Annotated in this window: 22 protein-coding genes; 10 read left to right on the plus strand and 12 right to left on the minus strand. The window is 72.5% G+C overall.

Annotated elements, in window-relative coordinates; translation table 11 throughout:
• Positions 1-12 precede the first annotated feature (12 nt).
• Together ABEB17_RS04040 and ABEB17_RS04045 are read right to left on the minus strand one after the other, a co-directional pair.
• Positions 13-666, minus strand: a complete 654-nt coding sequence (locus ABEB17_RS04040; RefSeq protein WP_345715292.1) for a response regulator — start codon at positions 664-666, stop codon at positions 13-15.
• Complete coding sequence (locus ABEB17_RS04045) at positions 663-1,958, minus strand: ATP-binding protein (protein ID WP_345715293.1); 1,296 nt, start codon at positions 1,956-1,958, stop codon at positions 663-665. Before ABEB17_RS04045 ends, ABEB17_RS04040 begins: the two co-directional genes overlap by 4 nt.
• Before the next feature lie 141 nt (positions 1,959-2,099).
• Between ABEB17_RS04045 and ABEB17_RS04050 the strand changes: the two genes are divergently transcribed.
• Positions 2,100-3,416, plus strand: a complete 1,317-nt coding sequence (locus ABEB17_RS04050) for a PspC domain-containing protein (protein ID WP_345715294.1) — start codon at positions 2,100-2,102, stop codon at positions 3,414-3,416.
• Positions 3,403-3,675: a hypothetical protein gene (locus tag ABEB17_RS04055; protein WP_345715295.1), complete on the plus strand. Its 273-nt coding sequence runs from the start codon at positions 3,403-3,405 to the stop codon at positions 3,673-3,675. Before ABEB17_RS04050 ends, ABEB17_RS04055 begins: the two co-directional genes overlap by 14 nt.
• Positions 3,676-3,749: 74 nt before the next feature.
• Here ABEB17_RS04055 and ABEB17_RS04060 read toward each other — a convergent pair whose 3' ends face one another.
• A complete protein-coding gene (locus tag ABEB17_RS04060) occupies positions 3,750-4,751 on the minus strand; it encodes a glutathione S-transferase family protein (RefSeq protein WP_378227050.1) in 1,002 nt (333 codons plus the stop codon).
• 80 nt (positions 4,752-4,831) lie between these two features.
• On the opposite strand from ABEB17_RS04060, the gene ABEB17_RS04065 reads away from it, so the two are divergent.
• Entirely contained in the window at positions 4,832-5,065 is a 234-nt protein-coding gene (locus ABEB17_RS04065) for a PspC domain-containing protein (RefSeq protein ID WP_345715297.1), read from the plus strand.
• Here ABEB17_RS04065 and ABEB17_RS04070 read toward each other — a convergent pair.
• Together ABEB17_RS04070 and ABEB17_RS04075 are read right to left on the minus strand one after the other, a co-directional pair.
• Positions 5,049-7,187 (minus strand): N-6 DNA methylase, encoded by a 2,139-nt coding sequence (locus tag ABEB17_RS04070; RefSeq protein WP_345715298.1) that lies wholly within the window; start codon positions 7,185-7,187, stop codon positions 5,049-5,051. The genes ABEB17_RS04065 and ABEB17_RS04070 overlap by 17 nt on opposite strands.
• 9 nt (positions 7,188-7,196) lie before the next feature.
• A complete protein-coding gene (locus tag ABEB17_RS04075; RefSeq protein WP_345715299.1) occupies positions 7,197-7,685 on the minus strand; it encodes an NUDIX hydrolase in 489 nt (162 codons plus the stop codon).
• A gap of 33 nt (positions 7,686-7,718) precedes the next feature.
• Between ABEB17_RS04075 and ABEB17_RS04080 the strand changes: the two genes are divergently transcribed.
• The 3 genes from ABEB17_RS04080 to ABEB17_RS04090 all read left to right on the plus strand — a co-directional run bounded on the left by ABEB17_RS04080 (position 7,719) and on the right by ABEB17_RS04090 (position 9,596).
• Positions 7,719-8,231: an NUDIX hydrolase gene (locus tag ABEB17_RS04080; RefSeq protein WP_345715300.1), complete on the plus strand. Its 513-nt coding sequence runs from the start codon at positions 7,719-7,721 to the stop codon at positions 8,229-8,231.
• Positions 8,228-9,025, plus strand: coding sequence for an NTP transferase domain-containing protein (locus tag ABEB17_RS04085; RefSeq protein WP_345715301.1), 798 nt, complete (start codon positions 8,228-8,230; stop codon positions 9,023-9,025). The genes ABEB17_RS04080 and ABEB17_RS04085 overlap by 4 nt, the downstream gene beginning before the upstream one ends.
• 118 nt (positions 9,026-9,143) lie before the next feature.
• A complete protein-coding gene (locus tag ABEB17_RS04090; RefSeq protein ID WP_345715302.1) occupies positions 9,144-9,596 on the plus strand; it encodes an iron chaperone in 453 nt (150 codons plus the stop codon).
• A gap of 18 nt (positions 9,597-9,614) precedes the next feature.
• On the opposite strand, the gene ABEB17_RS04095 is transcribed toward ABEB17_RS04090, so the two are convergent.
• The 3 genes from ABEB17_RS04095 to ABEB17_RS04105 all read right to left on the minus strand — a co-directional run bounded on the left by ABEB17_RS04095 (position 9,615) and on the right by ABEB17_RS04105 (position 12,718).
• Positions 9,615-10,871, minus strand: a complete 1,257-nt coding sequence (locus ABEB17_RS04095) for an MFS transporter (RefSeq protein WP_345715303.1) — start codon at positions 10,869-10,871, stop codon at positions 9,615-9,617.
• The gene (locus tag ABEB17_RS04100; protein WP_345715304.1) at positions 10,868-12,214 is read right to left on the minus strand and encodes a GH1 family beta-glucosidase; all 1,347 of its coding nucleotides are present in this window, start codon (positions 12,212-12,214) and stop codon (positions 10,868-10,870) included. The genes ABEB17_RS04095 and ABEB17_RS04100 overlap by 4 nt, the downstream gene beginning before the upstream one ends.
• A 93-nt stretch (positions 12,215-12,307) precedes the next feature.
• A complete protein-coding gene (locus ABEB17_RS04105; protein ID WP_345715305.1) occupies positions 12,308-12,718 on the minus strand; it encodes a DUF3592 domain-containing protein in 411 nt (136 codons plus the stop codon).
• A 102-nt stretch (positions 12,719-12,820) separates the two neighbouring features.
• On the opposite strand from ABEB17_RS04105, the gene ABEB17_RS04110 reads away from it, so the two are divergent.
• Positions 12,821-12,988 carry a hypothetical protein gene (locus ABEB17_RS04110; RefSeq protein ID WP_345715306.1) on the plus strand — a complete coding sequence of 56 codons (168 nt, stop codon included), beginning with the start codon at positions 12,821-12,823 and terminating at the stop codon, positions 12,986-12,988.
• A gap of 7 nt (positions 12,989-12,995) precedes the next feature.
• Positions 12,996-14,018 carry a CapA family protein gene (locus tag ABEB17_RS04115; protein ID WP_345715307.1) on the plus strand — a complete coding sequence of 341 codons (1,023 nt, stop codon included), beginning with the start codon at positions 12,996-12,998 and terminating at the stop codon, positions 14,016-14,018.
• 16 nt (positions 14,019-14,034) lie between these two features.
• Here the strand turns inward: ABEB17_RS04115 and ABEB17_RS04120 are convergent, their stop codons facing one another.
• The 3 genes from ABEB17_RS04120 to ABEB17_RS04130 are packed head-to-tail and all read right to left on the minus strand — an operon-like array spanning position 14,035 to position 16,342.
• Positions 14,035-15,027 carry an ABC transporter permease gene (locus ABEB17_RS04120; protein WP_345715308.1) on the minus strand — a complete coding sequence of 331 codons (993 nt, stop codon included), beginning with the start codon at positions 15,025-15,027 and terminating at the stop codon, positions 14,035-14,037.
• Positions 15,024-15,938 (minus strand): ABC transporter ATP-binding protein, encoded by a 915-nt coding sequence (locus ABEB17_RS04125; protein WP_345715309.1) that lies wholly within the window; start codon positions 15,936-15,938, stop codon positions 15,024-15,026. Before ABEB17_RS04125 ends, ABEB17_RS04120 begins: the two co-directional genes overlap by 4 nt.
• Positions 15,935-16,342, minus strand: coding sequence for a GntR family transcriptional regulator (locus tag ABEB17_RS04130; RefSeq protein WP_345715310.1), 408 nt, complete (start codon positions 16,340-16,342; stop codon positions 15,935-15,937). The genes ABEB17_RS04125 and ABEB17_RS04130 overlap by 4 nt, the downstream gene beginning before the upstream one ends.
• A gap of 104 nt (positions 16,343-16,446) precedes the next feature.
• Here ABEB17_RS04130 and ABEB17_RS04135 point away from each other — a divergent pair, with 104 nt between their 5' ends.
• The gene (locus ABEB17_RS04135) at positions 16,447-16,872 is read left to right on the plus strand and encodes an EVE domain-containing protein (protein ID WP_345715311.1); all 426 of its coding nucleotides are present in this window, start codon (positions 16,447-16,449) and stop codon (positions 16,870-16,872) included.
• A 3-nt stretch (positions 16,873-16,875) separates the two neighbouring features.
• On the opposite strand, the gene ABEB17_RS04140 is transcribed toward ABEB17_RS04135, so the two are convergent.
• Positions 16,876-18,255, minus strand: a complete 1,380-nt coding sequence (locus ABEB17_RS04140; protein ID WP_345715312.1) for a TrpB-like pyridoxal phosphate-dependent enzyme — start codon at positions 18,253-18,255, stop codon at positions 16,876-16,878.
• Between the two features lie 185 nt (positions 18,256-18,440).
• On the opposite strand from ABEB17_RS04140, the gene ABEB17_RS04145 reads away from it, so the two are divergent.
• Positions 18,441-18,863 (plus strand): DUF2690 domain-containing protein, encoded by a 423-nt coding sequence (locus ABEB17_RS04145; RefSeq protein ID WP_345715313.1) that lies wholly within the window; start codon positions 18,441-18,443, stop codon positions 18,861-18,863.
• Positions 18,864-18,878 lie beyond the last annotated feature (15 nt).

An 18,878-nucleotide genomic window follows, 5' to 3' on the forward strand; every position in this document is an offset into this window, starting at 1 on the left:
CGGACGAGGTGGTCAGAGCAGCCGGCGGTCGGCGGCCCACTTGGTGAGCTCGTGCCGGCTGGACAGCTGGAGCTTGCGCAGCACCGCCGACACATGGGTCTCGACGGTCTTCACCGAGATGAAGAGCTCCTTCGCGACCTCCTTGTAGGCATAGCCGCGCGCGATGAGCCGCATGACCTCGCGCTCGCGCGCCGACAGCCGGTCGAGCTCGGGATCCACCGACGGCGCCTCGCCCGTCGCGAACGCGTCGAGCACGAAACCGGCCAGCCGCGGGCTGAACACCGCGTCGCCGTCCGACACCCGCTCAATGGCCTGCACCAGCTCGGCTCCGGTGATGGTCTTCGTCACGTAACCGCGCGCACCGGCCCGGATCACCCCGATGACGTCCTGCGCCGCATCGGAGACCGACAGGGCCAGGAACCGGGACTGCGAACCCTGCGCGGCCGCCTGGGTGAGCACCTCGACCCCGCCCCCACCGGGCAGGTGCACGTCGAGCAGGACGACGTCCGGTGTCTCGCGCAGCACCGCGGCGACCGCGCTGGCCACGTCCTCGGCCTCCGCGACGACGTCCACCGCGTCACCGAGCTCGGCCCGGACGCCACTGCGGAACATCGCGTGGTCGTCGACCACCACCACGCGCACCCGGCGGGGACTGTCCTCGCTCATTGCTCCTCCTCCGCCGCCTTGTCGCCGACCGGCCGGTCCGCGCCCTTGCCGATCGTCAACGCCACCTCGGTGCCCTCCCCGGGGGCCGACCTGATCCGCGCCGTCCCGCCGTGCCGTTCCATCCGGCCCGTGACGGAGCCTCGCAGACCCATGCGGTCCTCGGGGACGTCGTCCGGGTCGAACCCTCGCCCTCGGTCGCGCACGAACACCTCGACGAGGTCGTCGGCGCACTCCCCATAGACGTCGACGGACGCGGCGCCCGAGTGCCGGGCCGCGTTCACCATCGCCTCGCGGGCGGCCCGCACCATGGCGTGCAGCCCGTCGTCCAGGGGGCGATCGCCCACCACCACGACCTCCACCGGGACGCCGTGCGCCTGCTCGACCTCGGCGGCGGCCTCGTCCAGCGCGCCCCGCAGCGTGCCCTCGTTGTTCGCGGCGTTCTCGAACAACCAACCGCGCAGGTCGCGTTCCTGCGCCCGGGCCAGCGTCATGACGGCGCGCGGGTCGTCGGCCTTGCGCTGGATCAGCGCCAGCGTCTGCAGCACCGAGTCGTGCAGGTGCGCGGCCACGTCGGCCTGCTGCTGCTGCAGGACCCGCTCGCGGCGCTCGTCCTCCAGCTGGCGCAGCAGACGCCAGACCAACGGGCCCGCGACCAGGCCGAGCCCGAGCGCGACGACCACGAACAGCAGGATCGTGCTGCCGATCTCGGACGGGCGTCCGCTACCCACCAGGAAGGTCAGGACGGCGACCACGACGAGCAGCAACCCGCCGACCACCCGGACGACGGTCACCCACGGCCGCTCGCCCGTGCCGGACACCGCGGACAGGCCGCCACCAGAACCCGAGTTGAACCAGGCCCGCTCGCTCGCGTCGGCCTGCGTCCACAGCAGGGCCAGGCCGGCGCCGGCGATCAGCACCGGGACGGTCACGGTCAACGGCAGGCCCCAGCCCGTGCGGTTGAGCAGCAGCAGGAGCCCCACCGCGAGCGCCCCGAGGGCCACCAGCTGACCGAGGTCGTCGGGACGGACGGCCCGGCGCGGACGGCGTCCGCCGCGGTTCGCCGACGCGAGCCCCGCGGGTTCGTCGTCCAGGCCCTGCGCGGGCACGAAGATCCACAGCGCGCCGTACAGCGCGAGGCCGAAGCCGCCGAGCACGCAGAGCAGCACGAAGGCGATCCGGACCTTCAGCACCGGCAGGTGCAGGTGCTCAGCGAGGCCCGCGGCGACACCACTCAGCAGGCGCCCGTCGGTCGGGCGCACGAGATGCGGCGGGTCGCCGGGAGTCAGGGGCACGGCTCGATCCTCTCGCGTGCGCAGGCGCCCGACCACCAGGCATGGCACCCATTCGGCGCGGCGTCCCTGAGTGCGGACGTCAGGGGTCGCTCAGGGTGCTCACCGATGGTTTCGGGGACGCCGGACGCCGACGATGGATGCATGGATGAGAACCAGCCCCACGCCGAACCACAGGCCGAACCACAGGCCGCCCCACCGCCGCCGAGCGGACCCACCAGCAGCTCCACCAGCGACCAGATCCTGGACCAGCTGCGTGGCCTGCGCCGCAGCACCGACGACAAGGTGATCGCCGGTGTCGCCGGCGGGCTCGGTCGCAGCCTCGGGATCGACCCGCTGCTGCTGCGCGTGGTGCTCGCCGTGCTCGTGCTGTTCGGCGGCTCGGGGATCGTGCTCTACGCCCTGGCGTGGCTGCTGGTCCCGCAGGACGACGGAACCCCCTCCGTCGGGCAGCAGGCACTGGACCGTCCGCGGTTCCGGCCGTCGGGCTCGACGGTGTGGCTGGCGATCATCCTCGTCGTCGCCGTCTCGATCGGCGTCGTCGGTGCCTTCTCCCAGTGGCACGGACCGGTCCTGCTGACGCTCGCGGTCGTCGCTCTGCTCGTGCTGCTGCTGCGCCAGGACGACCGGACGTCGCGGGCCGCGAACGCCCCGGCGCCGGAGTACGCCCCGGCGGCCGCGCCGACGTACGCCGCCGCTGCGGCACCGACGTACGCTGCGACCGCGGCACCGACGTACGCCGCCCCCACGACGGCGATGCCGACGGCCGGCGCGCCGGTCCCCCCGCAGCCGCCGACCTGGGCCGCGCCGGTACCGCCGCCACCGCCCCTGCCGCCCCGGCCGCCGAAGCCGCGCTCGCACCTGTTCGGCATCACGTTCAGCCTCGGCCTGATCGCACTCGGCGTGCTCGGCGCGGCGGACCTGTACGGCGCGGACGTGCCGACCGGTGCCTACCCGGCGCTGGCCCTCGGGATCGTCGGCCTGGGGCTGCTCGTCGGCGCCTGGTTCGGCCGGGCCCGCGGGCTGATCTTCTGGGGCATCCTGCTGGTCCCGGTGATGCTGGTCGCGACCATCGCCGGTGAGGCGAGGAGCATCAGCCACCGCGCGGTCGACAAGAACGTGGTCGTCACGCAGGTCGACCAGCTGCCCTCGGACGACCGGTACGGCGCAGGCCAGGTCGAGTACGACCTGACCGGCCTGGACCTGACCGGTCAGACCGCGAGCATGGGCGCCCAGATGGGCTTCGGCGAGATCGTCGTGACCGTGCCGCGCACGATGGACGTGCACCTCACCAGCCGCGTCGGCGTCGGCGGCCTGACGCTCTTCGGTCAGGAGAGCGGCGGCGTGAACGAGCGCATCGTGCGCGTCGACAACGGCCCGGACGGCGTCGGCGGCGGGCAGCTCGACCTCGACCTGTATGCGGGATTCGGACACCTGGAGGTGCGTCGTGCGACGTCATGACACGGATGTGACCAGCCTGGTCTTCGGCCTGATCTTCGTCGGGGTGGTGGGGCTGTGGGCGCTGGTCGCCAGCGACACGATGGGCCTGCCGGACCTGTCGGTGCTCGGCCCGGCCGTCCTGGTCGTGGCCGGCTTCATCGGCCTGGCGGCCACGCTGGGCAAGAGCGGCAAGTCGCGCGGTCCGGGGCAGGCCCAGGCCGAGCCGGCCGAGGAGCCGGACCTCCTGCTCGAGCCGGAGCCCGAGGACGAGAAGGCCTAGTCGGCCTGTGCACCAGTGGGTGCGGCGAGGTGGTCGTGATCGCGACCACCTCGCCGCACCCACTCATGCACCTCCTAGCTCGTCCAGACCCGCGCGTCCGGACCCTTCGGCACGATGCCGGTCGGGTTGATGGTGTCGTGCGTGACGTAGTAGTGGCGCTTGATGTGGTCGAAGTCCACCGTCTCACCGAAACCGGGCTGCGAGAACAGGTCCCGGGCGTAGCGCCACAGGTTCGGCAGCTCGGTGAGCTTGACCCGGTTGCACTTGAAGTGACCGTGGTAGACCGCGTCGAAGCGCACCAGCGTGGTGAACAGCCGGACGTCGACCTCGCGGATCTCCTCGCCCATCAGGTAGCGCCGGTCGGCCAGCCGGGTTTCGAGCACGTCGAGCCGCGCGAACAACCGGTCGAACGACGCCTCGTACGCTTCCTGCGAGGTCGCGAAGCCGCACCGGTACACGCCGTTGTTGACGTCGGCGAAGACCTGCTGGATGAGCTCGTCCATCTCGGCGCGCTCGTCCTGCGGGTAGAGGGACGGCGCGTCCGGCCGGTGCAGCGCCGTCCACTCCGTCGACAGGTCCAGGGTGATCTGCGGGTAGTCGTTGGTGACGACCAGACCCGTTGCGGTGTCGACGATGCACGGCACGGTGACCCGGCCCTCGTACGACGGGTCGGTGCGCAGGTAAGCCTCGCTGAGGTACTCGATGTCGAGCCGCGGGTCGCGGTGCGCGTCGTCCAGCCAGAAGCGCCACCCGCGCTCGTCCCGGATCGGGTCGACAACGGCCAGGCTGATCGCGTCCTGCAGTCCGAGCAGCTCGCGCACGATGATCGACCGGTGCGCCCACGGGCAGGCCAGCGAGACGACCAACCGGTACCGGCCCGGCTCGACCGGCCACCGCCCCTGCGCGTCCGGCCCGTCGCCCGGCGCGCTGTCGCTGTCCGCTGCGATGCGGCCGGTGAAGCGGTTCGGCTGGCGCTTGAACTCGCCGCTCGTGCCGGTCTCGGCGGTGAACTGTCCGGTGGTCGTCATGGCTCGACGGTACGTCCACCCCGCGCCGGCGACCACGGCACCGTGCACCCGGGAGTCAGGGGTTGGCCAGGGTCGGGTGCGGGCTCTCCCTGATGGTCACCGGACGCCGGCCCGGCCACGCTGGAGGCATGACACAGAACCTGACCGAGAACCTGACCGAGAACCCGACCGATGCCACCCAGCCCAAGCGGCTGGTCCGACCGCGAGATGGACGCAAGCTCGGTGGCGTCTGCGCCGGCGTGGCCGACTACACCGGCGTGGACGTGACCGTCGTCCGGCTCGTCGCCGTCGCGTCCGTGCTGTTCGGCTTCGCCGGCGTCGTCCTGTACGTCGCGGGCGTCATCCTCATGCCGCAGGAGTGAGCCGCTCGAACGCCGCCAGCACGCGCTCGCGCGTCACGAACCGCCCGCTCCGGGCCTCGTCCGCGGCGCGCAGCGCGCCGAAGGTGCCCAGCACGTGCTCGAGGTCGGACGTCGTCCAGCCGAGCAGGTGGGCGTGCAGCGCATCGAGGTCGGCCAGGGCGAGCGCCCGGGCCTGCGGCGACGGAACGGGCGGGACGACGTCGAGGCCCAGCTCGCCGGCCAGCGGCGCCAGGGCGGCGCACCAGCCCACGGCGTCGGCCAGCCGGCGCAGCGCCCACTCCCCGAGGGTGAGCCCGTCGGTACCCCGCCAGATCGCCTGGTAGCAGCCAGGTCCGGGGACCGGCAGCTGCTCGACCTTGAACAGGCTCAGGTTGTGCCCGCCCGACTTGGCGCGAGCCACGTAGTCGATCGGGATCGACGCGAACGCGGCCAGCAGCAGGGGCAGGTCGGGCGACTCGAGGAGCGCCAGCGAGTTCGCGTACGCGCCGGCCGGCACCGCGACCGGCAGCAGGGTGCGGGCCGTCTTGTCGGTGGACACGATCCGGTAGCCGGCCAGCCAGCCACGGGTCAGCAGGTCGCCGTACCTCGCCTCGACGAGCTCCGTCGGGACCCACCAGCGGGTCCGCGGCGACCAGCCCGGGTCCGCCAGCTCGTCCACCGTCGGCGGACGGACCCGCCCGCCGTCCCAGGTCGCGGCGCGCGGGTCCAGCAGCCCGGCCAGCTTGGCCTCGCCGAGCGGCAGCAACCCAGCCCCCGCGGCGGTGCGTACGTGCCGGGCCTCGCGGCTCAGGTGGATCGGGGTGCGCGCCCGGAACCCCCAGCGGCCGTGGACGACGTCACCCGCGCGGTCGCGCTCCAGCAGCACGCCGAAGCGTTCGTGCGCCGCGGCGACCAAGGCAGCATCCCGACCGGAGCGGAACAGGACGGCGGTCCCCGACCCCGGGTTCACCCGGCGCACGAGGTCGGCGGTGAGCCGCCACGAACGGGCTCGCTCGACCTGCGGGTCCCGGGCGTCAGCCACCCGGGTCAGCACCTCGGCTCCCGTGGTCTTGGAGGCGCCGGACCCGTTGCGGCGCAGCGTGATCAGCGCGGCACGCACCCCGGGGGCGCCGACGAAGCCGGCCCGGTCGGCCAGCGTGTGCACCGAGACGAGCGCGTCCGCGTCCAGCAGCGCGCGCACCAGCGCGCCGGCCTGACGGTCGGTGACCGCCCCCTCGGGGACGAGCAGGGCCGCGGTGCCGCCGTCGGCGAGCAGCCGCCAGCAGGTCTCCAGGAACGGCAGGTGCGCGTTCAGGTCGCCGGACCCGGTGAGCGGGTGCCGCCCGCCTTCGCGGACGGCGCGCACCCGGTCTCGGACGTACCCGCGCTGGACGTCGAGGTCGTCACCCTGGTGCTCGGCCCGCGGCACCTTCAGCCGCTCCCACGGCGGGTTGGCCAGGACCACGTCGAAGCCGCCGGACCAGCCGGTCACCGGGTCGCGCGGACCGGGCCGGGCCAGCACCTCGGTGAACGTCGTCCGCCAAGTCATCGCCGGGGTGTCCACGAGCGCGTCCCCCACGACGATCCGGTGCGCCACGTCCGCCAGCAGGTCCGCCCAGGTGGCCGGGTCGGCGCCGCCCCGGACGGCGCCAGCCACGACCGCGGCCCGGGCCAGCGCGACCGCGGTCGGGTCGACGTCCACCCCGTGCAGGCAGCGCACGGCCGTGTCCGGGGCGAGGCCCTGCCCGACCAGCCGGTCCAACGCGACGAGCAGCAGCGCACCCGCACCGCAGGCCGGGTCCAGCACCGCCGGAGGGTTCGCACGCGGCGTCGGCAGCGCCCGGTCGGCCAGCGCCGCGGCGAGCTGCGGCGGCGTCGCGAAGGCGCCCAGCCGGCGCCGTCCGTGCTTCGCGACCCGCTGCCACCGCACGCCGCCGTCCCCACCACCGACGCGGACGGGCGCGAGCTCGAGCAGCTGGTCGTAGCGACCGGCGAGCGCCAGCACGTCGGCGCCGTGACGGGCCAGGACGGCGCGGTCCAGCTCGGCGAGCACGCTGGCTCGCCGCCACGCGTCGCCGTCCGGACCGGCCGGCTCCACCCGGGTGGCGGCGGCCTCCAGCCGGCCCAGCAGAGCGTCGTCCACCGCCGCTCCTCAGGTGGGGGGGAGACCGAGCAGCCGGCCGATCCAGAACCTGGCGCGGTCGCCCAGGTCGAGGGTCGGCAGGTCGGCGAGGTCGACCCAGCGGGCGTCCGACGTGCTGCCGCCGACGTCCAGGACCCGCGGCTCCAGCACGCGCTCCACCTGCCCGGAGTAGACGACCTGGATGCCGTGGAAGTCCTCGAGCCGGCCGCTGGGCGCGCGTCCGGTGAACCGGTGCGACCCGACGTCCAGCAGGCGGACGTCACGGAGCCGGTGCCCCGTCTCCTCGTAGACCTCGCGGACGACCGCGTCCAGCGGCGCCTCGCCGTGGTCGATGCCGCCACCCGGCAGGACCCAGCGTCCCGGCGCCGGCGTCCGCTCGGACAGCTGGGTCAGCAGGAGCCGGCCGGTCGCCAGCACGATGGCGTACGCGGCCACCCGCTGCATCGGGACGGGCTGCTCCGCGTCACCGGTGTGACCCGCGCCATGACCACCGCTCACTCGGGCGACCCTAGCCGTCCGTAGGCTGGGGTGATGGCTGCCGCTCCGGTGCACTCACGCCCGGTCTACCTGCTGGCGCTGCGGATCTTCCGCAGGCTGCCGGCTCCCGTACGCCGCTCCTTGGTGCGGGCCGGTACGCCGAACTTCACCGTGGGCGCGGTGTGCCTGCTCCAGCGGGGCGACACGCTGCTCATGCTGCGCCAGCCGCACCGGGTGGGTTGGAGTCTGCCCGGCGGTCTGCTGGACCGTGGTGAGTCGGCGGCGGTGGCGGTGGTCCGCGAGGTGCGCGAGGAGCTGGGCCTGACCATCGAGGTGGGCCGTCCCGTCACCGTCGTGGTGGACTCCCCGCTGCGCCGGGTGGACGTCATCTTCCAGGTGCAGGTGGAGGGTGAGGTGAGCGAGGAGGTCGGCGGCGAGGCCACCACCGCCCGCTGGCTGCGCCCGCAGGACGTGGACGAGATGGACGCCCCTACTCGGCAGATCCTGGACGCGGCCCGCGCCGTCGCCCAGCCGGACGGGTACGCCGGGCGCGTCGTCCTGCCATGACCGGCTCGCTGGCCGCCGTCGCCCTCGCCGCGGGTCGTGGCGAGCGGATGCGGCCGTTGACCGACACGGTGCCGAAGGTGCTGATGCCGTTGGGGCACACCACCTTGCTGGACCTGGCGCTCGACCGGCTGGCCGGCGAGGCGGTCGCGCCGGACTGGGTGGCGGTGAACGCGCACTACCTGGCCGACCAGGTCCGCGCCCGGGTCGGCAACCGGGCGACGGTGTCGCGCGAGCGACCCGAGGCGCTCGGCACGGCGGGTGCGCTCGGCCGGTTGCGCCCGTGGCTGGACGGCCGCGACGTCCTGCTGACGAACGCCGACGTCTACCAGCCGGGCGACCTGAGCCGGCTGACGGAGGGGTGGGACGGCGAGCGCTGCCGGCTGCTCGTCGCGGACGCGCTGCCCGGACGCCGGGCCGACTTCCGGACGTCGGACGGCGCCCAGGTGCGGTACGTCGGCTCGTGCCTGCTGCCGTGGTCCGCGGTGCACGAGCTCGAGGCGCTGCCGAGCGGGCTGTACGAGGTGCTCTGGCGTGACCTCGATGCCGCGGGGCGGCTGGACCTGGTGCGACTCGACCCGTCGTCCGTCTCGATCGACTGCGGGACGCCGGCCGACTACCTCGCCGCGAACCTGCACGCCTCGGGTGGTCACAGCGTCGTGGGCGAGGGCGCGGTGGTGCAGGGGTCGGTCGACCGCTGCGTCGTCTGGCCCGGTGCGTGGGTGGGTCCGGACGAGCAGCTGCGGGACGTCGTCCGCGCCGGGACGCGCGAGCAGCCGATCACGGTGGCCGGGTAGCGGCAGACCGCGATCCGGTCAGGAATCGAGAAGCGGCCCGGTTTCCCCGGGGCCTAGCCTTTGGGACGGAGGCCAGCAGGACGCTGAGCCCGCGAGTGCGAGAAGGGGAGCGCGCGAGATGCCCACGAAGAAGGCCACGACCGAGTCCGACGGCGGCTTCAGCGCCGCCGAGCGCGCCGCGATGAAGGAGCGCGCCGCCGAGCTGCGCGCCGAGGGCAAGAAGGGCGCCAAGAAGGCCGACGGCCTGCAGGCGGTGCTGGACGCCATCGCCAAGATGGGGCCGGACGACCGTGCGCTCGCCGAGCGGGTGCACGTGGCCGTGACCGCGAACGCCCCGGAGCTGTCTCCGAAGACCTGGTACGGCATGCCCGCCTACGCGAACGCGGACGACAAGGTCGTGCTGTTCTTCCAGGACTCCGGCAAGTTCAAGTACCGGTACTCGACGCTCGGCTTCCAGGACGCGGCGAACCTGGACGACGGCGACCTGTGGCCGACGTCGTACGCGCTGCAGCAGTGGACCCCCAAGGTCGAGAAGCAGGTCATCGCGCTGGTGAAGGCCGCCCTGTCCTGAGCGTGACCGAGTGCCCGATCAGGCGACGCTGCGGATCCGGAGCACGAGGATCGAGCCGAGGACGCTCACCGCCGCCGCCAGCGTGTACAGCGCGGGGTAGCCGAGACCGGCCCCGATCACCAGGGCCGCGATGGCGGGTGCGAGCACCTGGGGCAACGTGTTCGCGATGTTGATGACGCCGAGATCCTTCCCCCGGTCGCCCGCCGCGGGCAGCACCTGGGTGATCAGGGCGAAGTCCACCGCGGTGTAGGCGCCGAACCCGATGCCCAGCACCACGGCGCCGACGTACGCCGCGGTCATGGTGGGCACCAGGGCGAAGAGCTGCAACGCCGCCGCCGTGATCAGGCCCGACCAGATGACGAAGACCTTGCGCTTGCCGAGCCGGTCGGACCAGAGCCCGCCGAGGTAGGCGGTGACCACGGTGCACAGCCCGTACACGGCAGTGAGCACGAAGACCGCGTCCTCGGCCTCGTCGTCGGTCAGCTGGACCGCGTCGGTGAGGTAGTAGAGCAGGTAGAGCACCAGCAGGGCGTTGCCGAGGTTCATCAGGAAGCGGGTGATCCAGGCCCAGCCGTAGTCCGGATGCTGTCGCGGCGAGACCCAGAACCCGCGCAGGAACGCTCGCCACCGCATCGGGGGGCGCAGCTCGCGCGGCAGTGGGATGTCCCGCGAGTCGACGGCGTACGGCAGGGTCGTCACGACGAGGACGGCGGCGAGTGTCAGGTAGCCCGCGGCGATGCTGCCCGTGGCCGCGGCGACGCCCGATCCCGCGATCACGCCGAGGGTCTGAGCGATCGCGAGCGCGCCGCCGACCACGCCTCGCTCCCGGCTGGGCACCTGGTCCGGGACGACGGCCGTGATCGCGGCGAGCATGGCGTTGAGCCCGGCCTGGGCGAGCGACCACGCGAGCACCATCGCCGGCACGCTGTCGGCCCGGGCGAGCAGCAGCATCGCCACCGCTCCGCTGGCGGCACCGCCGACGACCCACGGGAGCCGTCGACCCAGCCGGGACACCGTGCGGTCGGAGAACGCGCCCCACAACGGGTTGAGCACCATCGACACGGTGGCGCCGACGCCGGTGACCAGGGCGAGCACCGCCTCCTTGTGGTCCGGCGAGACCGCCTCGGCCTGCTGCGCGAGCAGCACCTGGATCGGCCCGAAGAACCCCGACCAGAGACCGATGCTCGCCAGGACCAGCCAGCCGACCCACAGCCGGGACGGCGAAGCGGTCGGCTCCGCGAGGGCCCGGTCCACCGGTCGGGCCGGGCTGCTCACTCAGCTGCCCCGTGGTGGGCGCGGATCACCGCGGCGTACCAGTCGAACGACCTCTTCGGGGTGCGCACCAGCGTCTCGTAGTCGACGTGCACCAGGCCGAACCGCTGGGTGTACCCGTGCGCCCACTCGAAGTTGTCCATCAGCGACCAGCAGTAGTAGCCACGGACGTCGACGCCGCGCTCGACCGCCTCCGCCACAGCCCGCAGGTGCGAGTCCAGGTAGTCGATCCGCGTCTGGTCGTCGACCTCGCCGTGCTCGTCCGGTCCCATGCCGTAGGAGCACCCGTTCTCGGTGATGATGATCGGCGGGATCGCCGGGTACCGCTCCTTCAGCTGTACCAGCAGGTCGGTGAAGGCCGCCGGCACCACCGGCCAGTCGAAGTCCGTGGTCGGGTAGCCGGGCACGGTGTCGACCTCGAACGGCAGCGGAGCACCCTCGGCGGCCGCCCGGACCCCCAGCGGGTTGTAGTAGTTCACCCCGTAGAAGTCGAGCGGCTGCGAGATGAGCGCCAGGTCGTCGGCGACGGGGCCGGGCATGGCCTCCCCGATGCCCTCGGGGTACTGGCCGAGCAGGACCGGGTCGGCGAACAGCCGGTTCCAGAGGGTGTCCATCAGGGTGGCCGCCGCTCGGTCGGGCTCACTCTCGGACAGCGGCCAGACCGGCAGGTGGTTCGTCGCAGTCCCGATCTCGCGGACGCCGGCCGCCCGCAACGCCTGGACGGCCAGCCCGTGAGCCAGCAGGACGTGGTGCGCCACCGGCAGGGCACCGAAGGTGAGCGCCTTGCCCGGCGCGAGGGTGCCCTCGCCGTAGCCGTTGAGCGTGACGACGTTCGGTTCGTTGACCGGGCACCAGTGGGTCACCCGGTCCCCCAGCAGGTCACCCATGATGGCGGCGTACTCGCCGAGCCGGAGTGCGGTGTCGCGGTTGAGCCAGCCCCCGTCGTCCTCCAACGCCTGCGGCAGGTCCCAGTGGTAGAGCGTGGCCATCGGCTTGACGCCGGCGTCGAGCAACGCGTCGACGAGCCGGTCGTAGAAGTCCAGGCCGGCCTGGTTCGTGACGCCCCGGCCGGTCGGCTGGATGCGTGGCCACGCGATCGAGAAGCGGTAGCCGTCCAGGCCCAGCCGTCGCATCAGCTCCACGTCCTGCGGCCACCGGTGGTAGTGGTCGCAGGCCACGTCTCCGGTACTGCCATCGAGGATCCGGCCGGGCTCGGCGGCGAACGTGTCCCAGATGCTCTGGCCCTTGCCGTCCTCGGTCGCCGCCCCTTCGATCTGGTACGAGGCGGTGCTGACACCGAACAGGAAGTGCGCCGGCAGGGCGGGTCTGGGCGGGTTGGTCTCCATGCTGCGGCTCCTCGACGCGGTCCGGCGGCGTGCGTGTGCCTGCACCCAATCACGAGTGGTGCCTCAGGCACGAGACCTTGTCACATCCGCTGCTCAGATGAGAGCGACGACCGAGACCAGGGTGAGCGCCACTGCGGCCAGAGCGAGGATGGCGCCCACGACGGCGCCGATGCCGGCCGGGCTGGACTGACCCTCCAGGACCACCCAGGTCGGCTCCTGCGGGTCGTACCAGAGGTTCACCTGCTGGCCCGGCTCGAACCGGTGCGCAGCGGACGCCGACTGCGACGTCGCCTGCACCACGCGCCCTTCCGCGGTGGTGAACCCGACGGTGCACGCGGCCTGCCGCGCGCTGTCGCGGTCGATCTCGGCGACGACGCCGCTGGCCATCGTGGCGCCGCGCAACCGCACCGCCGACCGGCGCGCGTCCCGCAGGCAGAGCACGGCACCGAACGCGAAGCTCAGGGCGAGCAAGGGCGCCAGCACCTGGACGAAGGCGAGGTTCACGGCCAGCAGGCTACGCGAGCCCTAGCCTGTGCCTGTGCTCACCGGTCGCCGTCCTCCTGCCCTCGTGGCGGCGCTCGCCTGCACGGCCTTCGCCCTCGCGGCGTGCAGCGACGACAGCACACGGGCCGAGCCCTCCGGGGTGAGCGCGGGCCCGTCGGGCGCACCGTCCAGCTCGGCACCGTCCAGCCCAGCACCGTCCAGCTCGGCACCGTCCAGCTCGGCGACGGGGACGCCGGGTACAGCCGCCGGGCAGCCGGCCTGCCCGGGTGACGCCTGCGTGACCCTCGTGATGACCGGCGACGTCCTGCTGCACCCTCCGCTGTGGGACCAGGCGCGCGCCGACGCCAAGGCCCTGTCGTCGTCGTCCGCCTTCGACTTCCGTCCGCTGCTGGCCGGGCAGAAGGCGATCGTCTCCGGGGCGGACGTCGCCCTGTGCCACCTGGAGACGCCGCTGGCGCGCGAGGGCGGCCCGTACCGGGGTTACCCGAGCTTCACGGTGCCGCCCGAGATCGCGCCGGCACTGGTGGACACGGGGTACGACGCGTGCAGCACGGCCAGCAACCACACGATGGACGCCGGCACCGCCGGCATCGACCGGACGCTGGACACGCTCGACGCGGACCACCTGCGGCACACCGGCTCCGCCCGCTCGGCCGCCGAGGCCCGCACGATCCTGACGTTCGACGTGCGCGGCACGACGGTGGCGATGCTGTCCTATGCCTACGGGCTCAACGGGCGCAGCAATCCGGCTGGCGAGCCGTGGCACGTCAACATCATCGACCCGGCGAGGATCCTCGCCGACGCGCACCGCGCCAAGGCCGGCGGCGCCGACGTCGTGGTGGTCGCGCTGCACTGGGGCACCGAGTACGTGCACCCGCCGACGGCGCAGCAGCGCGCGCTGGCCGACCGGCTGACCGCGAGCAAGGACGTCGACGTCGTGTACGGCCACCACGCCCACGTCGTGCAGCCGGTGGCCAAGGTGCACGGCAAGTGGGTGGTCTACGGACTGGGCAACACCGTTGCGGCACACAGCGTCCGGCGGCTGGACAACCGCGAAGGACTGCTGGTCCGGGTGCAGCTCGTGCACTCCGGCGGCCGGTGGCGCAGTGGCCGGCTCGACTGGGTGCCGTCGTACGTGGCCGAGTCGCCGTACCGCTGGGTCGACCTCACGAAGGCCCTCCGGGACGGGGGGCTCTCGGCTTCCACCCGCGCCGTCTACGCCAACTCGGCCAAGCGGATCGAGGGGGTCGTGGACAGCCTCGGCGCAGCCGACGACGGCGCCCACCTGCTCGATCCCTGAGCAGGTGGGCGGCGCGTCAGGCGATGCGCCGGACCTGCCGGAAGGCCAGCAGCAGCAGGCCCGCGGCGAGGGCGACGAAGATCCCCGTCTCGATGCCCTGGAAGAGCCAGTACCGGCTGGCCGGCTGGTAGGAGAGCCAGTTGTAGGCGCCCTTGCCGATCCCCAGCGGGGTACCGCAGCCGCCGCCGTCCGGGCCGGCCGCGCCCACGGGGCACCGGATCTCTGCCCCCGGCGCGATCAGCTTGCCTGCGACGTCCCGGATGCCACGGGCCAGGATCCAGTCCTCGGGCGACGTCTGCGAGAGCCTCCCTGGGCCCTCGAGCGGGTACGTGAGCGTCTTGGCGGGCAGGTAGCGCGGTCGTGCCAGCGCCGTCAGCAGCAGCCGTACGACCACGAACGCGGCGAGGGTCACGGCCATGGCCGGCAGGACCCGCCGCCACAGCGTGCCGACGAAGATGCCGAGCGCGACCGCGAACAGCGTGTAGCCCACCGGGGCGATGCCGGACATGTCGAACAGGAACTGCTGGAAGCGGCTCTGCTCCCCGACGGAGGTCAGCGGCTGCAGCCACCACGACATCCCCAGCCCGTAGGCGAGTCCGACGACGACCGCCAGACCGCCGACCGCGCCGAACTTGACCGCCGCCCAGCGGGTGCGGCTGATGCCCTGGGTCCAGACCAGCCGATGCGTGCCGTGCTCCACCTCGCGCGCCACCAGCGGGGACCCCCAGAACAGGCCGATCAGCAGCGGCAGGAGCAGCAGCAGGATGCCGATGAACATCATCGAGCTGTACCGGTTGGTGAACTGGTCCATCGCGTAGTGGCAGCCGTCCACCTTCGCCTGCGCGGTGCTCGGGTCGGCCATCTGCTTCAGGCAGGCACCGAGGCCCTTGCCGGTGTACGCGGAGTGCATGGCCAGGCCGGTCGGCAGCATCAGGGCGGCCAGGACCACCAGGCCGATCCCGGTGAACAGGGCCTGCTTGCGGTGCTGCCGCCACGCGAGCCAGATCATGCCGTCACCCCCCACGCCTCGTGGCTGCCCTGGGTCTGACCGTCGGCCAGGTACGCCAGGATCAGGTCCTCCAGCGGGATGTCGTGTGCGGCCCAGGCCGGGTCGAGCGGCGTCCCGTCGGTGCGCACCAGCAGAGTGGACTGGCGGTCGGTGTGGCTGGCCCGGACGACGTCCGCGACTCCCGCGATCGGCTGCCCGTCGTGCCGGGGACCGACCAGCTGGCAGTGCTCGGCGACCAGGTCGTCGACGGCGCCGACCAGGCGGACCTTGGCCCGGTTGAGCACGATCAGGTAGTCACAGACCCGCTCCAGGTCGGCCAGCAGGTGCGACGACAGCAGCACCGTGGTGCCCGTGTCGGCGACGCTGCCCATCAGGGCCTGCAGGAACTCCCTGCGCGCCAACGGGTCCAGGCTGGCCACCGGCTCGTCGAGCAGCAGCAGGCGGGGCCGCTTGGCGAGCGCGAGCGCCAGGGCCACCTGCGCGCGCTGGCCGCCCGACAGCTGGCCGACGGGCTTGTCCGGCGGGATACCGAGCTGCGCGAGTCTCGTGCGAGCCAGGACGTCGTCCCAGGTCTTGTTCAGCTTGCTGCCCATGGTGATCAGCTCGGCCGCGCTGAAGTCCGCGTACAAGGGGGTGTCCTGCGCGACGAAGCCGATCTGGCTGAGCACGCCGGTGTTCGCCCACGGCGACTCACCGAAGATCCGCACGTCACCGGCATCCGGGCGGAGCAACCCGACCGACAGGTGCAGGAGCGTGCTCTTCCCTGCCCCGTTCGGCCCGACCAGGGCGGCGATGCGCCCCTCGGGCAGGTGTAGCGAGCAGTCCTGGAGCGCCCAGGTGTCGCCGTAGCGCTTGCCGAGCTGGTCGGTCTCCAACGCCAGGGGTGTCTGTGGTGCTGCTGAGCCGTTCACGCGTCCTCCTCGTGCGGCGAGCCATCGGTGAGGGTGGCTCGGATTGTGGTGTCGATGAGCGCGACGACGTCCTCGTGAGCGAGGCCGGCCGCTTGCGCCTGGCCGAGCCACGCGACGAGGTCCTCGCGCAGCTCGGCCTGGTTGACCAGGGACGGTCCGGCCAGGGTGCGGCGGACGAACGTGCCCACCCCCGGCTTGCCCTCGGCCAGACCCTCGAGCTCCAGCTCGCGGTAGGCCTTCAGGACCGTGTTCGGGTTGATCGCCAACGACTGCGCGACGTCCCGGACCTTCGGCAGCTGGTCCCCCGGCTCGAGCAGACCCACGCGTAGAGCCTGCTTCACCTGCTGGACCAGCTGCATGTAGGTGTTGACCTTCGACCGGCCATCCAGGACGAACTCGATCACCGGTCACCTCCCTGTTGTCTTACGACAATAAGACAGGATGGAGGCGACGCCGTCAAGCCCCTCGTGGACGCCGGACTGTCGGACCTCTCTGGTCTGCTCGGACGGTGCGCAGGTACTGGGTCAACACCGTCAGTCGGGACCACGTGCTGATCGGGGTCGAGGGGGGCTTCACCCAGGCCGACCACGGGAGGTCCACCCGGCTGCACCGACTCAGCCGCGGCGACGTCCTGGTGTTCTACTCCCCGCGGACGGCGATGGGGTCCGGCGATCCGGTGCAGTGCTTCACGGCCATCGGGGTGGTCGCGGACGACGAGCCGTACCAGGTGGAGATGAGCGAGACCTTCCACCCGTGGCGTCGCCGACTCGACGTGCTGCCCTCCCACGAAGCGGCAGCCAAGCCCCTGGTCGAGCAGCTCAGCTTCGTCGCCGATCCCCAGCGCTGGGGACTGCCGTTCCGCCGCGGGCTCTTCGAGGTGCCGGCGGCGGACCTGGCCGCCATCGCCCACGCCATGGGCGCCGAGCTCCCCTGATCCCTACTGCGACACCGCCGGCAGCTTCGTGAGCGCCTCCGCGACGGCGGCCTGGTCGGCGTCCGTCCACTCGCGGTCCGACATGGCGCCGGACAGGTAGGCGTCGTACGCCGGCAGGTCCAGGTGGCCGTGCCCGCACAGTGCGGTCAGGATGACCTTCTCCTCCCCGGACTCCTTGCAGCGCAACGCCTCCTCGATCGCGGCCGCCAGCGCGTGCGTCGGCTCCGGTGCCGGCACGTTCCCCTCGGTGCGCGCGAACAGCACGCCCGCCGCGAAGCACTCCGACTGCGTCTTCGCGATCGCCTCCAGCTCGCCCTCCTCGTAGAGGTGGCTGATCAGCGGGCTCATGCCGTGGTACCGCAGGCCACCGGCGTGGATCGGGTCCGGGATGAAGTCGTGGCCGAGTGTGTGCATCTTCATCAGCGGGGTCATGCCCGCCGTGTCGCCGAAGTCGTAGGCGTAGGTGCCCTGGGTGAGCGACGGGCAGGCCGCCGGCTCGACCGCACGAACGACCGGACTCATCCGGCCCGCCCACTTCTCGCGCAGGAACGGGAACGCCAGGCCACCGAAGTTCGACCCTCCCCCGGTGCAGCCGACCAGCAGGTCCGGCGTCTCGCCGACCTTCGCCAGCTGCAGCAACGCCTCCTCGCCGATGATCGTCTGGTGCAGCAGCACGTGGTTCAGCACGCTGCCCAGCGCGTAGTTCGTGTCGGCGTTCTGCGCGGCCACCTCGACCGCCTCGCTGATCGCGATGCCCAGTGAGCCGGTCGAGTCCGGGTGCTCGGCCAGGATGGCGCGGCCGGCGTTCGTCAGGTCGGACGGGCTGGGGTGCACGCGGCCACCGAAGGTCTCGATCATCATCCGGCGGTAGGGCTTCTGGTCGTAGGACGCCCGCACCTGCCAGACCTCGCACTCCATGCCGAACTGCGCGCAGGCGAACGCCAGCGCCGTCCCCCACTGACCGGCGCCGGTCTCCGTGGTGAGCTTGCGGATCCCGGCCTTGAGGTTGTAGAACGCCTGCGGCACAGCAGTGTTGGGCTTGTGCGATCCGGCCGGCGAGACGCCCTCGTACTTGTAGTAGATGCGCGCCGGCGTGCCCAGCGCCTGCTCCAGCCGGTGTGCTCGGAACAGCGGGCTCGGGCGCCACAGCCGGTAGACGTCGAGCACCTCCTCGGGGATGTCGACGTACTGCTCGCCCGAGACCTCCTGGAGGATCAGGTCCATCGGGAACAGCGGGGCCAGGTCGTCCGGGCCGACGGGCTGCCCGGTGCCCGGGTGCAGCACCGGCGGCGGCGGGGTAGGCAGGTCGTGCAGCACGTTGTACCAACGCGTCGGCATCTCGTCCTCGGTGAGCAAGACCTTGTGCTGCAGCGGTGCTGCCATGGTGCGCCCCGTTCCCGTTCGCCCCTGCCCGGCCGCCACCGGCCGGTGCGCGAAGGCTACTCCGGTCGCCGAACTCGAGGCCCGGCGCTAGCGTTCCTCCCGCATCGCGACGAATGTCCCGATGCGTCCACTTCTGAAGGGGAGAGCACATGACGCGAACGATCTTCAGAGCGACCCTTGCGCTGATGCTGGCGCTGACAGCCGCGACCGGGCTGGCCACCTCGGCGCAGGCCGCGAACTTCCCGCACGACGGCAACTTCGCCCGTGAGGACGGCTGTCGCGCGGATCAGCAGGTCATCTACCACACGGTGATCTACCAGGGCTCGACCGCTGTCGGCTACATCGACCTCATGTACTCGGTGCACTGCCACAGCGCCTGGGGACACGTGCACGGAACTCGCACCGTGCAGAACCAGACCTGGGTGCCGCACGGCTACATCCACCGCAACTACGACGGCAAGCAGTACCAGTGCACGACCGCCGAGGGGGCGCAGGACTGCTACACCCCGATGGTCTACGACCTGAACATGACGTCCTACGCCAAGGGGATCATCGACCCCAACGGCGCCGCCGGTACCGAGTTCACGGCTCGAACGCCGAGCTACTGACAGCTCCCGCGACCG

This window comes from Angustibacter luteus, assembly GCF_039541115.1.
GTDB classification, from domain to species: Bacteria; Actinomycetota; Actinomycetes; order Actinomycetales; family Angustibacteraceae; genus Angustibacter; species Angustibacter luteus.